Annotated in this window: 11 protein-coding genes; 3 read left to right on the top strand and 8 right to left on the bottom strand. The window is 34.5% G+C overall.

What is annotated here, in order from left to right:
- Nucleotides 1-7 precede the first annotated feature (7 nt).
- The 7 genes from IRZ99_RS12020 to IRZ99_RS11990 form a co-directional block, all read right to left on the bottom strand.
- Nucleotides 8-1,123: a D-TA family PLP-dependent enzyme gene (locus tag IRZ99_RS12020; RefSeq protein WP_194657486.1), complete on the bottom strand. Its 1,116-nt coding sequence runs from the start codon at nucleotides 1,121-1,123 to the stop codon at nucleotides 8-10.
- A 3-nt stretch (nucleotides 1,124-1,126) separates the two neighbouring features.
- Nucleotides 1,127-1,774, bottom strand: coding sequence for an aldolase (locus IRZ99_RS12015; protein WP_194657485.1), 648 nt, complete (start codon nucleotides 1,772-1,774; stop codon nucleotides 1,127-1,129).
- Between the two features lie 15 nt (nucleotides 1,775-1,789).
- Nucleotides 1,790-2,821, bottom strand: coding sequence for a sugar kinase (locus tag IRZ99_RS12010; protein ID WP_194657484.1), 1,032 nt, complete (start codon nucleotides 2,819-2,821; stop codon nucleotides 1,790-1,792).
- An 84-nt stretch (nucleotides 2,822-2,905) separates the two neighbouring features.
- Entirely contained in the window at nucleotides 2,906-3,373 is a 468-nt protein-coding gene (locus IRZ99_RS12005) for a RidA family protein (RefSeq protein WP_042565550.1), read from the bottom strand.
- A 4-nt stretch (nucleotides 3,374-3,377) separates the two neighbouring features.
- Nucleotides 3,378-4,697, bottom strand: a complete 1,320-nt coding sequence (locus IRZ99_RS12000) for a GntP family permease (protein ID WP_194657483.1) — start codon at nucleotides 4,695-4,697, stop codon at nucleotides 3,378-3,380.
- Nucleotides 4,698-4,712: 15 nt separating this feature from the next.
- Nucleotides 4,713-6,242 carry a SusD/RagB family nutrient-binding outer membrane lipoprotein gene (locus IRZ99_RS11995; RefSeq protein WP_194657482.1) on the bottom strand — a complete coding sequence of 510 codons (1,530 nt, stop codon included), beginning with the start codon at nucleotides 6,240-6,242 and terminating at the stop codon, nucleotides 4,713-4,715.
- A gap of 11 nt (nucleotides 6,243-6,253) precedes the next feature.
- A complete protein-coding gene (locus IRZ99_RS11990) occupies nucleotides 6,254-9,409 on the bottom strand; it encodes a SusC/RagA family TonB-linked outer membrane protein (RefSeq protein WP_194657481.1) in 3,156 nt (1,051 codons plus the stop codon).
- Nucleotides 9,410-9,643: 234 nt separating this feature from the next.
- Between IRZ99_RS11990 and IRZ99_RS11985 the strand changes: the two genes are divergently transcribed.
- The gene (locus tag IRZ99_RS11985; protein ID WP_194657480.1) at nucleotides 9,644-10,411 is read left to right on the top strand and encodes a nitrilase family protein; all 768 of its coding nucleotides are present in this window, start codon (nucleotides 9,644-9,646) and stop codon (nucleotides 10,409-10,411) included.
- A gap of 104 nt (nucleotides 10,412-10,515) precedes the next feature.
- On the opposite strand, the gene IRZ99_RS11980 is transcribed toward IRZ99_RS11985, so the two are convergent.
- Entirely contained in the window at nucleotides 10,516-12,204 is a 1,689-nt protein-coding gene (locus IRZ99_RS11980; RefSeq protein WP_194657479.1) for an Ig-like domain-containing protein, read from the bottom strand.
- Nucleotides 12,205-12,378: 174 nt separating this feature from the next.
- Here IRZ99_RS11980 and IRZ99_RS11975 point away from each other — a divergent pair, with 174 nt between their 5' ends.
- Nucleotides 12,379-13,383, top strand: coding sequence for a hypothetical protein (locus IRZ99_RS11975; protein ID WP_194657478.1), 1,005 nt, complete (start codon nucleotides 12,379-12,381; stop codon nucleotides 13,381-13,383).
- Complete coding sequence (locus tag IRZ99_RS11970) at nucleotides 13,343-15,697, top strand: hypothetical protein (RefSeq protein ID WP_194657477.1); 2,355 nt, start codon at nucleotides 13,343-13,345, stop codon at nucleotides 15,695-15,697. The genes IRZ99_RS11975 and IRZ99_RS11970 overlap by 41 nt, the downstream gene beginning before the upstream one ends.
- Nucleotides 15,698-15,704: the final 7 nt, after the last annotated feature.

Below are 15,704 nucleotides of genomic sequence, written 5' to 3'. Positions count from 1 at the left end.
GATGGACTTAAATATTAATTTTTCTGCTGCGAGCTATAACTTTCCACTCATCGCAAATTTGATGTTCTTTGTTAATTACCTCGACCGTATCATAAAGGGCGCAGGTTGGGCAAACATGATAAGGTTGAGCATAAATTATATCACCAACTTCATATTGATTTTTGCCTCGGTTTTCTAAAATGAGATGTTCTTCTGAATGTGAGACCGGAATTAGATTTTCATCGTTTAAAATCACGAGTCTTTTATCAATCGGATTTTCTGATGAAACTGCTTTGTATCCAATATCAATACAAATTGTAGAATTTGTTGGTTTTGAAATGATGGTTCCAACAATGGCCAAAGCAGGTTTAAATTCTTGTTCCGGTAAATTAATTTGATAATTTGAATCCCAAAAAACAAATGTTCCGGGACTGCATTCTACTTTATCCTGTTTGGCATAAAATGGAAATGTATTGGATCCTCCGGCTACAATTTTTAATTCGTAACTGAACTTTGATTGTAGTTTTTCGATTTCCTTTTTAATAATTGAAAATGAAGCTGCTGCTTGTAATTCTCTCTCTTCACCACTTCCTTTTAAATGTCCGTCATAAATGTGAATTCCGGAAAAATGAATGTTTTTTAGTAGAAGAATATCACCAATTAATTCGATCCATTCTTCAGAAATTGATATTCCGGTTCTGTTCATTCCGGTATTCAGATCTAAATAAATATTTAGTTTGAGCTTGTTTTTCCCTGCAATTTCATTTAAGGCTTTCGCTGATTCTGGATTATCGACAATAGTTGAAAAATCGGTCTCGGGATATTTTTGTATTAAAGAAATCCATCGCTCTTTTTTTACACCGATAGGCTGATAGGCCAGAAGCACATCCGGAATTTTATGAAGTGCGGCAAGCTCCGCCTCAGCAATGGTAGCGCATTTTACTTTTTTGATGTTACAGATTTTAAACAACTCCAGAATTTCGCCTATTTTATGTGTTTTGATGTGAGGTCTTAATTTTTGAGTATCACCATTTACGGCGCCAATAAGCCGTTCCAGATTAAATCGGATACGATCTTCGTAAGCGGCTAAAAATGGAGTGTCAACGTTAATTTCGGAATTAATTTTCCACCAATTTGTTTGCATAATCTAGTTTCTTGTTTTTTCTACAACTTCAATCAAATTTTTAAAAGCGTTAAGTGATTGCTCATAATTTAAATTCAAAAGCATTTCTTTAGAAAATAAATTAGAACCAATTCCAACGCAAACAACACCCGATTTGAACCAGGATTTTAAATTGCTCTCTTCTAAGGTTACGCCTCCGGTTGGCATGATTCTTAAATTTGGAAACGGCGCTCTAATTGCTTTTACATATCCCGGTCCTCCAATTTTATCAGCAGGAAAAAGTTTTACAAGATCAGCACCTAATTTATTGGCGTGAAGTATTTCATTAAGAGTTGCTGCGCCGGGAATCCAGTAAATGTTATTTTTAAGGCAATAATTGCCAATTTCTAAATCGGTGTGAGGGCATACAATACAATCTGCACCTAATTTGTGATACTTTTCAGCATCGATAACACTTAAAATAGAACCAACAGCTATTCTGATATCCAGATTGTTGGTGTTTTTAAATGCAATCATTTGGGCAAATACTTCTTTGGCATCGTCTGCACGGGCTGCGAATTCGATGATTTTTATTCCAGCATCAGCCGCTGACTGCAACACTATTTTGGCTGTTTCGATATTGATTTGTGTTACTAACGGAAGTACGCCTTGTGCTTTTAAAATGCTGTACATATTCTTAATTCTAAATTATCTATTGATTCTGTTACTTGCGCCATTTGCTATAAAATGACTTATTTCTGTTGGATTGCTCATGGCAAAATCTCCGTGTATACTTTGTTTGATGACTCCGCAGGCAGTTGCCCAATCGATGCATTCTTGTGAAGATAATTTATTGGACAATCCATATAATAGCCCTGCGTTAAAAGCATCTCCGGATCCGATTTGATCGGTTACCAAATGTATTTTGTATTCTTTGGTTTCGTAAAAACGACCTTCGTGAAGTAGCATTCCTTTGTATAAATGAGCTAATCCATCAGATTTTCTAAAACTCATGGCCAGTGTTTGTAGAAAAGGCATTCTCTCGTTTAATAATTCGTATGTTTTCTGAAAACGATTTGCGTCGCTTTCGTTTTTATCGGTTTTTATTCCAAAGTAAATTTCTATAGCATCTAAATCTGCAACAGTAATGGTACTGTATTGAAGTAAATCGGGCATAATTTCAGAAGGATGTTTTCCGTATTGCCAAAGTTTGGATCTGTAATTAAAATCAGAAGAAATGGGTAATCCTTTTTCATGTGCTTTAAGAATCGCTTCTTTGCAAACCAAACCAGCTTCATTTGAAACTCCCGGACTAATTCCGGACCAGTGAAAATGAGTTACGTCGGCGAAAGCCAAATCCCAGTCAATTTCATTTTCCTTAATAGTCGCAAATGAAGAATTGCTGCGGTCGTAAATAACCTGCGATTGCCTGATTTGATTTCCGGCTTCTACAAAATATAAACCTAGACGTTCTCCGCCATATACACATTTGGATGTATTTACCTTATATTTTTGAAGTTCGTTTAAAGCCAATTGTGCCAGATCATTTTGCGGTAATCGGGTAATATAATCGGTTTGGATACCGAGTTGAGAAAGTAAAACACAAACGTTAGCTTCGGCACCGCCTACATGAACTTTTATTTCACTGGCCTGCGTAAACCGATTTCCATCTGCAACACTCATCCGAAGTAATAATTCTCCGAAAGTTGCAATTCTTGTTTGTGGTGTATTTGTATTCATGCGTTTATTTTTTTTGCCATAGATTAAATATCTTAATGATTCAATAAAAAAATCAATGTTAATCATTTAATCTGTGGCATAACTTTAATATAATTCGAAAACCGCTTCAACTTCAACCGGAATATTATCTGGTAACGATCCCATTCCTACGGCGCTTCTTACTCCAATTCCGTTTTCTTGTCCCCATACTTCTGCAAACAATTCGCTGCAGCCGTTTATCACGTAAGGATGTCTTAAGAAATCGCCATTGCAATTCACCATTCCAAGTACTTTGATAACTCTTTTTACTTTGTTTAAACTGCCAAAATTGGTTACAATTGTCGAAAGCATGGTTAAGCCAACTTGTCTTGCGGCCAATTTGCCTTCTTCGATATCCATATCGTCGCCAATCCTTCCTATGATTAAAGATTTGTCATCACGAACCGGGCCGTGACCTGAGAGGTATAAATATTTTCCATCTACTAGATAAGGTTTGTATATACCAAGAGGTTGAGGCGCTGGCGGTAAGGATAAACCAAGGGTTTCAAATTTTTCCTGAGGTAATAAATTCATGATATTAATGTATTATAGAGTTTAAAATAAAAACGAAAACAATTCCTAAAACGGAGACTAAGGATTCCATGACGGTCCATGATTTAAAAGTATCTTTCAGACTGATGTTGAAATATTCTTTGAACATCCAAAATCCCGGGTCATTTACATGAGAGCACATTAAGCTTCCGGCACCAACAGATAAAACTAATAGATTTGGATCTAGGTTGTTAGCTTGTAGTAAAGGTAGCAAAACGCTGGCAGTCATTAATCCGGCAGCTGTTGCAGAGCCAACGCAGATGCGAATAATTGCTGCCATGATCCAGGCCAATAAATACGGATGAATATTGGTTTGGGTTAGAATGGATACAATAGTTTCGCTTACGCCGCTTACAGTCATTACTTCTTTTAAGGCGCCGGCACCGCCAATAATCAAAATAATTAAAGCAACATCTTTTATAGCAACGGCATAATCATCCATTACTGATGTAATGCTTCGGTTCATTCTGAGGCCTAAAGTGTAAGTGCAGATCAGTAAAGAAATTAGCATAATCATACTTGGCTCGCCAATTGTTTTGCAAATGTTTAGCAAGGTTTCATTAGCTGAAAGTAAAGGCAATATTGAAGTTATTGTTAATCCGAAAACTGGAAATAAAGAAGAGAATAAACTAAGCGTAAAACCAGGTTGCTTTCCTTCGTTTATAACTTCTTCAACATTCAGAATTTCATGATTGGATTCAGTTTTAAAATTCTTAAGTAAATTCGAAAACAATAAACCGGCAATAAAAATAGTTGGGATTGCAATTATAATCCCGTATACTAAAACTAGTCCGATATCTGCATTCAAAATACTACTTAAAGCCATTGGAGACGGATGTGGGGGCAAAAAACCATGTGCTACTGATAGCGACGCCAACATTGGAATTCCCAGATATACTTTTGAAAGTTTAAATTGGTGGGCCACTGAAAAGATTAGAGGGACTAACAAGACAAATCCAACACTATAGAAAAGCGGTATCCCAACAATAAATCCGGTAATCATTAATCCTAAACGAACATATTTTTTGCCTGTCCATCCCATAACAGTTTTGGCAATGACATTGGCGGCGCCTGATGAGACGGTAAGTTTACCAATACAGGTTCCGAAAACAATAATCAAAGTAATAGATCCTAACATATCTCCCAAACCTTTTTGAACCGTTTGTGACAAAGTGTTTATTGGCAGGCCTAAAAATAGACCTGCTAATAAAGCTGTTATGATAAAGGCAATAAACGGATTGATTTTAAACCAGGCTATCTGAATGATTAAAAACGCAATGCATGCCGTAAGAATTAAAATGCTCATTTATCTTTTGTATTATTATTTATCCCACCAGATTTTAGTTGTAAATGTATCTTCACCCTGGCGTTTGATCGCTTCTGCTAAGTTAGTTGAATTGACTGAATATTCGCTCGTTGGGTATTTGAAACGTCTTGGAATTGTACCGTTTGTAACGTTACCAGGGAAATTTACTGGTATTAAAACAGGGTAGCCTGTTCTTCTCCAGTTGGAATAAATTTCTTGTTCATCTACAAATAATGCGATGTAAATCTGTGTGTGAATTTGGTTCATTTTTGCTTCAAAAGATCCCGCTGTATTAAACGGATTTAGAGTTAAATAAGCAGTTGCATCTGTAATGGCATAAGCTGCGCCATAAATTCCCATGTTTAAGAAGGAAGCTTTTACCCCTTTTTCGTATAAATCTTTATCTGTTTCCCCAGTATACCATCCTCTTGCAGCAGCCTCTGCCAAATATAAATTGGTTTCTGCATTGCTTATCAATACAAGTGGAGCATCATATTTAAAAACAGTACTTTGATTCGGTTCAGAATAAGTTGCCTGCTCAGCTGCTGGTGGAGCAGTTTTAGTTCCGTTAGGGAAACCTTTTTGAACGGCAAGTGTGGTGTTCTGTACTGTCCCCTGCCAGACTCCTGCATAAACACTGATTCGTGGATCGGCAGTTGCTTGTAATAGATCAATAAAAGTTTTGGCCAGTTTTCCTCCTTCAACATTTTTCTGACCGTAGGATCCTGCTGTGAAATCTTGTCTTCTTGAATCAAAACCAACAGGATTTCTATTAAAATCATTTGGCCCATCTGTGTATTTCATGATGGCATTATCAGTTCCGTTTAAAATGACACCACCCGCAATAGCTTTGGTAACCCATGTTTTTGCTAAATCTGCATCAACTTTAGTCAAACGCAATCCTAAACGAAGCATTAGAGAATACGAGAATTTTTTCCATTTTGCTACGTCGCCATTGTAAATAAAATCGGCTCCGCCAAAACTTGGTTTGGATGCGTCTAATGCTGTAGCAGCTTCGTCAAGTTCTTTTAGTAAATCTTTGTAGATAGATTCCTGAGAATCATATTTTGGAAGAAAGATTTGTTCACTGTTTGCTTTTGCAGCTTCAGAATAGGGAATATCGCCATATAAATCTGTAATTCTGTGGTATAAATAGGCTTTCCAAATTCTGGCGATATTTAATTTGTTGCTATCGTTTGGATTGCTTTTTACGGCATTAATTACAATTTCTGTCTCATTTAAGGCCAAAGGATATACCTGATTAAAATAAGCAGAATAATATACTTCATTACTTAGATATTTATCACCAACTCCTGAAGCTTCTTTATAAGTAGCATAATGCTGTAACATTCCGCCACATTCAAGAATGTTGGTAAAAAAATAATTATTGTTTAAACCGTCTAATTGTGCTTTACTGAAAATGTAATTCGGATTTGGTTTTTCAACCACATTAGGATTAGTGTTGATTTCTTCGAAATCTTTGGTACAGGAACTCATGCTTCCTAAAAGCAGGCCTGTCATATATAAAATGGTTATCTTTTTCATGTCTTTTAATTTTAGAATTTCACATTTAAACTTAAACCGAAACTTCTGGTTTTTGGTACTCCAAATTGTTCTACACCCTGAGCATTACCGGCACTAAATACAGATTCCGGATCTACATTTGGTGTTTTCTTATAAAGAATGAATAAGTTTCTTGCAATAAATGAGACAGAAGCTCCCTGAAGTTTAGATAAACCTTTGATTTTTTCAAGAGGCAATTGATAACCTAAAATTACTTGTCTTAGTTTTATGAAACTGGCATCATAAATAAAAGTGGAAGATATGTTTCTTAAACCATCGTAATAAGTTCTTAGGTTTTCAGGAGCAATTACCATATCAACAGGATTTCCGTTTGTGTCGACACCTTTTATTGGTAGTCCGTTTTCACGTCCTTCTAAGGTCAATTTTGTTAATCCCATACGTGTTCCGTATAAATCAGTTCCGGAATATAGACTACCTCCGAATTTTCCATCGATTAAAAAGCTAAATGATATGTTCTTATATTTGAATTCATTGCTGATTCCGGCCGCCCATGGATGAACCCCCTGACCTAACTCTTCAAGCGGACCTTGTGCAATAGTTGCGGAACCGCCACTTACGTTGTAAACTGTATTTCCATTTGCATCTTTACGCGGTTTGTAACCTTTGATGATACTGTACGGACGCCCTACATCACTTGTTATCGTTACATATCCGTTTACAGAAGTTGCCATTGTAATTGATGTTAACTGATCAGTAAGTGCTTCAACGGTATTTTCATTATAAGATCCGTTAAAACTTGCATCCCATGAAAAATCTTTTGAATTAATAATTTTACCGCTAAGTAAGAATTCAACTCCTTTATTTCTCATTTTTCCAAGATTTAGCAACGCCGTATTGGCTCCTGAAGCAGTTGAAATAGTAGTTTCGACAATATCATTTGTTGTTGCACGATTGTACCACGCAAAGTCAAGGTTTAAGCGATTACGAAAAAATCCTAAATCAGCTCCAACTTCAAATGTTGTTGATGTTAACGGACTTAAAGTAGAATTAGGAACTCTTGAACCTGTTGGTCCTTGTAATTGCTGACCATTGTGTCCGCCCTGACTCATTGAGTAAGATTGATTCAATGCATAAGGATCCGGTGTCGCACCTCCAACCTGAGCCCATGAAGATCTAAGTTTTGTAAATGAAATCCAGTCAGGCATTGTTACAATATCCGAAAGGATAACACTCGTTCCAACTGAAGGGTAAAACACGGTGTTGTTGTCTTTTGAAAGTGTAGAGAACCAATCCTGACGACCTGTAACGTTCAAAAATACAATGTTTTTATAATCAAAATCTGCTGCTCCGTAAACCGAATTTGTTTTCGTTTTTCCGTAAGGATAGCTATACGTCAAAGTCGATAAATTACTCAAAGCATAAAAATCATCTAATACAAAATTAGAACCTTCAACTCTTATTTCGTCTCTTAAATTAGTACGGGAGTTAACACCAACTAACGCGTTTAAAGAGAAATCGCCATAAATATTTTTCTTAGTATAATTAAGAATTGCTTCAGAATTCAGATTAGAAATTTTCAGTCTGGAACCTTGTGCATATCCCACCGGATTGTTTAAAGTTGTTTTTGGAATATATCCGAAGAACTCATAATCAGTAAAATCTTGTCCAATTCTTCCCTGTAGAAATAATTCAGGAGTAAAGTTCAATTTCACATTCAACATTCCGATAAAACGGTTTTTAGTGTCGCTGTTTTTGATTTTGTTGATCGTGTAATACGGATTTGTGGCTACTGCAACAGGATTCCAGGCTTCTTCGATACCATTTTCATCATAACCAGGAGAAAGGTTTCTAATGTCAACTGTATTAGCAATCATATAAGTTGCCCAGTTCGGATTAGCTTCAGCGTCTGATACAGTTGTTCTGTTATTTGATTTTTCAATATTGTATTGTGCCACAACGTCAAATTTTAACCAGTTCGTTAAGTTAACATCACTCGCAATATTGACGCTTTTTCGATTGAAATCAGAATTAGGAACAACTCCTTCGTTGTCCAGGTTTGTGAAGGAAAGACGTCCTGTCGCTTTTTCATTTCCACCAGCTAAAGCGATTGAATTTATAAAAGTGGTTCCGGTTTCGTAGAAGTTTTTAATATTATTTTTTTGCGCAACGTATGGTCTCGCAACGCCGTCAAACTGTATTACATTTGTTCCGTCCATTTTTTCTCCCCACGACCAGCGACCAGCTGCTATTGCTTCTGCCTGTGTGGTCGGTTTTTTTCCAAGTGCTCCTGAGCCATATTCATACTGCCAATCTGGTATGATCGATGGAGTTTCAAAAGTAAAGGAAGTATTGTATTCTACTCCAATTCCTTTTTGTGCTGAGCCTCTTTTAGTTTGAATTAAAATTACACCATTTGCGGCATTTGCGCCATACAATGCAGCAGCAGTTCCTCCTTTTAAGACCGTAATCGTTTTGATGTCATCAGGATTTATAACAGCAGTTCCGTCACCTCTGTCAACGTTGATTCTTGTGGATCCGGCACCATTTCCAATTCCTGGAAGGTTAAGTTGCGTGTTATCAATTGGTAAATCATTTACAACATACATAGGTTGGTTGTTTCCGTTTAAGGAACCGTTTCCGCGAATTACTACTCTGGTTGACCCGTTAGGGCCTGTTGCTGTACTACTCACATTCACACCGGCAATTTTACCTACTAAAGCATTGGCGATATTGGTTTCTTTCGCCTTTGTAAATTCGGTTCCTTTAAGTTCAGTTACTGCGTATGCAATTGATTTGCTGCTTTTTTTAACACCAAGAGCGGTTACTACAACCTGGTCTAAAACATTTTCTGCAGGCTTTAATCTAATCACTAAATCTGTAGTTTTAATTAGGGCAAAAGATAAAGTTTCGTAGCCCATGTAGGTTATAATAACGTGAGCTTCATTTTCTGGAACAGTTAATTTGAATTTTCCGTTTTCATCAGATATTGCTGCTAGCTTACTATTGCTTTCAGCATAAATAGTAGCTCCGGCAATTGGCATTCCGTCATCCTGGCCTAAAATCTGGCCAGTGATTTCCACTTGATTGCTTTTTTGTTCAAAAAGGTGCTTTTTAATTGCAACCTCTTTTGCATTTGCTGAGAAGATTATCCCCCCAATAAACACTAATGAAATTAGCTTTGTTTTCATAATTCTTTGGTTTTCATGTTTTTTTTGGTTTTTTATTGGCGATCAAATATAAATATTAATTTTTCTTATTTGCATTTTTTTTGCAATAATTGCATTTTTTTTGCAATTATTTTTGCTGAACGATTTTTAAATTCCAAAATAGTTGAGGTTTTTCGAGCTGGTTTGAGAAATTTTTGCAGAAAGTGATTTTAATGGAAAAAATAATTTTTATCTTAAAATTCGTATTTTTGAAGGATGAAAATTGCACTTATTCAATCAGATCTTTGCTGGGAAGACTCTTTAAAAAACAGAAATAACTTTGAATCCAAGATTAATCAAACCGATTTAAAAGCTGATTTAATTGTTTTGCCTGAAATGTTCTCTACCGGATTTACTATGAACGCTTTAGTAATGGCAGAAGCTATGAATGGTGACACGGTGTTGTGGATGAAATCGATGGCAATACAGAAAAGATGTGCTCTTACTGGTAGTGTGATTATTAAAGAGAATAATCAGTTTTATAATCGAATGTTGTTTGTTTATCCGTCAGGAGAAATACAATATTACGATAAACGCCATTTATTTTCTCTTGCCGGCGAAGATCAAACGTATACGAGCGGAAAAGAAAAAGTAATCGTTGATTATTTAGGCTGGAAAATTTGCCTTCAGGTTTGTTATGATTTAAGATTTCCGGTTTTTGTGCGAAATGTCGAGAGTTACGACCTCATTTTGTATGTGGCCAATTGGCCAAAAGTGCGCACCAATGCCTGGGATATTTTATTGAAGGCAAGGGCTGTTGAAAACCTAAGTTATGTAGTTGGAGTCAATAGAATTGGTTTGGATGCTCATAATTATGAACATATCGGACATTCGCAAGCGGTTGATTATTTGGGAAATTATATTCTGGAGCCACAAGAAATTGAAGGTGTTTTTATAGTCGACTTAGATAAAAACGCAATGTTGGAAACACGCAAAAAGCTTGATTTTTTGAGTGATAAAGATTTTTTTGAAATAAAGATTTAAAGCTCATTTACAACAACAATTTCTTCTTCATGGTTTTGTTTCGTAAAATGATTTTTTTTGTATTTCCACGCCGTTCACTTTTTTAACTGGTTTTACGTTAAAATTTAAAAGGCTTTGCTCTTTTTAACTTGCTCTTTTTTCTTTTTCTCGTCTTCTTTTTTCTCCAGTTCAGGGTTATAAGGGATGCTCATATCAACTGTTTCATCGACATCCCAATTCGTTCGGACATCAATTTCTTTTTGATAATAAAACACTTCTTCAGCGTAAGTTTTCTTTAAGAAATTTCCCGAATCGTAAACTTTATTTTTGTTATCATCGTACGTTATTCGAAGTGTAAATGAATTCGGTTCCAGTAAATCAAATGTAAGTTTAGTTTGCCCGTCAGAATACTGACTGGCAAGAACAATATCACCTTTTTTATTGGTCAATTCGACAATAATAGGGAAGCGTTTTACATTCTTTAAATTCAAAATTAAATTACCATAATCGGCATATTCTTTAGTGGTTAACCTGTACGATAAGGTATCGTTTGTCTTATCGAATAAATCCGTTAAAGCACCTGGTAAAAAAGTGAACTTGTATTTTTGTAAAGGTTCTTTCTTGAAATCAACATAGAGCTTTTGGTCGAATTCGTCATATTCAGTAGTAAAATCGACCGCAATCGAATCTTTATTGATTAAATTAATCTTTGATTTGTCAAATTTTACCAAAGGAGTAGCTGTTTCTAGCGTAAAACGGTCTCTGAAATTGAGAACTCCATTTTGCTTGGCTGTAATATTCAGCGTGTCTTTTTTCTGATCTTTAATTTTAAATGTGAATTTTTTATTGTAATTCTCATTGCTGATTTCCATCGATAAAGAGTCAACTTTTATGGGTTTATACCAAACCTGCAAAGAATCTTTTTTAGGAAATCTCGTTACAATAGATTCTAAAATTTCACCATTGTTTTTAAGGACTACTTTAGGTTTAGAGTTCGTGAAATCCTGTTTGCTGTCATACGGAAGGAATAATCGATTTCCAGAAGCTTGTATTGGTTTTAGAGCTTTTAAAGGTTGTGATTCCTTAAAAAGTTCCAATTCAAAAAGAGTATCATTTGGTACTGTAATGTAGTGTTTAATGAAGCCTATTTTGTCGTCTTTCGGATTAAATTTATTGTTGTTTCCTTTGTCTTTTAAAGCAACTAAAAGATATTTTCCAGCCTTTAGGTTTTCTAATTTAAAAGTTCGTAAACTATCTAATGTGTTTGTGATGTATCTTGGGAATTCCTTGTAAACAACAGAATCTTTAAATTTGTCATTAACTTCATAAAGCATAACTGAGACAAAGTTATCGACGTTTTTCTCGTACGCATCTTTTATTTTTCCGCCTATTGAAAGTGAATCGATATAAGACCCGGTAGAAAAAACATATTTGAATTGATTGTATGCATTTCCCTCATTGTTATCTGCAATACTTTGACCAAAATTCATACTATAAGTAGTGTTGGGCTGTAAAGTATCTAAAATTTTTATGGTAATTTCTTTACTTGCAGTAGTTGGCAAAATGATCGGTTGTTGCTTCATTGGAGGCGAAATGATCAATTGCTTATTGGTATTTTTAAGTTTTACATATTCATCAAATGTCAAAATAATCTCTTTTGCCTTAAAATCGGTGCTGAAATTTTTAGGTGTGCTGTATTTTAAAACAGGAGCCAGAGTGTCTTTTAATCCTCCGGTGATGCTTCCTCTTTTGGCGCAGCTCATCATTAAAAATACCAGTAAAAATGGAATATATTTAAAGTTGTTTTTCAACATAACAGTTTTTGAATTTGATTGCACAAAATAACGATTATATTTGCTTTAAGCGAAATTTTTTATCTATTTATTAGGATTTAGGGCATTTAAGTTTTTTTGTATTTATTAAATTCAAAACGGTTAATTTGATATAATTTCTTACTTTTGAGATCCAAAATATAATTTCTCTTCGTTTTGATTAAAAAGTCTTTTCTGATTTTCTTCGTTTTCTTAATAACCGCCTGTAGTAAAAATGATGAGCCAATTATTGCTTTTTATTATTGGAAAACGGTTTTCAGATTATCAGCAACAGAAAAAGAAGTTTTAAAAGATAATAATGTTAAGAAACTTTATATTCGGTATTTTGATATTGGTTTACATCCCAAAACGACAGAGCCAATTCCTGTTAGTCCGATACATTTTCAGGAAAACGGCAATAAATTTGATGTTGTTCCTGTAGTTTTTATTCAAAATAAAGTCCTGTTAAAATCAAATATTGAAATTGATGATCTGGCGGAGAAAACCTTTCATTTAGTAGATCAAATTAATGTCAAAAACAAAATAAATTGTCATGAAATTCAAATTGATTGCGATTGGACACTTGCTAGTAAAGACAATTATTTAAAGTTTATAGAACGATTTAAGAGGCTTTCTCATAAAAAACTCTCTGCGACAATTCGACTGCATCAGGTTAAGTATTTTAAAAAGACTAAAATTCCAAATGTTGATTCAGGTGTTTTGATGTATTACAACATGGGGACAATTGCTCCCGATTCTGTAAATTCTATTTATGATCACGAAATTGCAGAAAGATACCTCAAAAGCTTGAAAAAGTATCCTCTGCATCTGGACATTGCGCTGCCAATTTATTCCTGGGCAATTCATATCAGAAATCAAAAAGTGATTGGTCTGCGTTCTAAATTGAATGTTGCGGAGCTAAAAAAAGACAAAAATTTTGAACAGCTTAATGCTCTGTTTTTTAAAGTAAAAAAGTCAAATTACAAAAACGGATTTTTTTATGAGGAAGGCGATGCCCTGAAGATTGAAGCGATTTCTGCTGAAGATTTAAAAACAATAGGAGAGGAGTTGAATGAAAATGTGGCAAACGCTCCAAAGGAAATTATATTTTACGATTTAGATGAATTCAATTTAAAAAATTATGAAAAGAATATTTTTGAACAAGTTGTTTCTTGTTTCTAGTGTAGCCTTATTTGCTGTTTACGGAATAATTTATGCTTGCGGCGGTGGAGACGACTGGGATTTTTTCGGTTATAATTCTAATTTCACTCCTGAAACTTTTACAGATAAATCCTATTCTCCACTTTTTTTGTCAGGAGACGTTTTTTACGGAATTGGATTTGACACCCAACACAATTCAAGGTTCAATGAAGATTTAAAATCGGACTGGAATACTTATTTGAAAGCAAAAGTAGATACGGCAACCGTAAGATATTTTTTAATTGGAGATCTTACACCAAGATATTCTGATGAAGCTAAAGCTGCGAAAAATAAAGCGGAGATTACAGATCTTCACGTATTTTTTAAGACTAAAAAAGCAAATGCAGCTTCTCTAAAATGGGGGAAGAAATTAAATTTGAAAGACGATAAAATTAAGAGTTTTATCGAATTTTTGTATTTGGCACAAAAAATTGAAACGGTTTCTATTGGAGATGATTATTGGAGTTATGATCCTGTAGTGGCGAAGACTTTTAATGATTTAAAAATGATTCAGTCAATTGAGAATGTTTATAACACGACATCAGATGCTTTCTTGAAAAACAGATATTGGTTTTTAACGGTCAAAGCTTATTTTTATAGTAGTAATAAACCAAAAGCGGTTGAGTTTTTCAATAAAACAGAAAAATCAGTTCCTAAAAATATATTGTATTATCGTGCACTTTCTTATGTGGCAGGAATAAAATATCAGCAGAAAAAATATTCGGAATCGAATTATTTATATGCTCAGGTTTTTGATAAATGTCCTGAAATGAGAGTTGTGACGGCTTATAGTTTTCATCCGCAGAATGAAACGGACTGGAATAAATCTTTAGCGATGGCAAAAGATAATAAAGAGAAAGCTGCGCTTTGGGCGATTCATGGTTATTACAAAGATGAAACACAAGCTATTGAAAAGATTTACGAATTAGACCCTAAAAGTGAGCATCTGAATTATTTACTTACCCGATTGGTGAATAAACAAGAGCAGGATATCAATAATTCATTTGAAGAAAGTGCAAAAGAAAATGTTCCGGCAAAAAAGCTTACTGTTGCTGAAACTAAAGAATTAAATAAAAGTAAAATTGATAAAAAAGCTTTTGACCTGGTTTCGAAAATGACCACTGCGTCAAATACTGAAAAACCCTATTTGTGGAATATTGCTTTGGGGTATTTACAGACACTAAAAGGAGATTATGCAAATGCAGATAGTAATTTTGATAAGGCAGAAAAAATAATGCCTAAAACAGAACTGGCGAAATATCAGTTAAGATTGCTTCGTTTTGTAAATAATATGAGCAAAATTGATAAGCTGACCAATGCTAATGAAAAAACAATTTTAGCCGATTTAAATTGGTTGTATCAGGAACTTCCTAAAACATATAAAGGACAGGAGTTTCGTTATCAAAATGCTTCTTCATGGAGTAGAAGTTATTTAGCAACATTATATAAAGCCTCGGACAATCCGGTGATGACCGAGATATTTGGAGAGTCTCGTTACAGTTATTGGAATGATGGAAATGCTTTTTATGATAATGAAAAGAATCTTTTAGCGATGAAAGCCTTTTTAACGAAGACGGATAAAACGGAAATAGAAAAAATAGGAGCCGGAATATATAGTTTGAAATTAAAAGATATTAATAATTTTCAGGCGGTTCAGGCGACTTTCAAAAATAAAATTACTGAAGCAATTGCTTTTATTAAAGAAACAGATTCTGTTCAATATCATAATTTCTTAGGAAATCCATTTAATGGGAATATTAAAGATTGCCATGATTGTGAACATGCCGCGTATCAAAAGAAGAAATATTCTCAAATTGAATTTTTGAATACTATAAAGTCAATGCAGGATAAACTGGCTCAAAAAGAAGAGGTTTATACGAATAGTTTGTTACTTGGAAATGCGTTTTATAATATCACGCATTTTGGAAATGGAAGAACTTTTTATGAGATTAGTATAGTAGGTTACGGTTCAAGCCCGTACTCCTTTAGGGATTCAATGAAAAAGATGATTACCAATTGTGACGTGTCTAAGATGTACTATCAAAAAGCATTTGAAGCGGCAACTACAAAAGAGCAAAAGGCAAAATGTATTTATTTATTGGCAAAATGCGAGCGCAATTATTACTATAATAAAAAGTATAATAATGTGACCAATTGGTGGAGTGTTGAAGATGATAAAATTAATTTTATCGCCTGGAGTGGATTCAAAGCTTTAAAAAAGGATTATTCTGATACTAAATATTATCAGGATGTTATTGCTGAATGTGGTTATTTTAAAACGTACATTAATCAGTAAGCTATAG

This window comes from Flavobacterium sp. LC2016-12 (assembly GCF_015351595.1).
Taxonomy (GTDB): domain Bacteria; phylum Bacteroidota; class Bacteroidia; order Flavobacteriales; family Flavobacteriaceae; genus Flavobacterium.
Note: the sequence above shows the minus strand (reverse complement) of the source record. Positions and strands in the feature narration are given on the sequence as shown.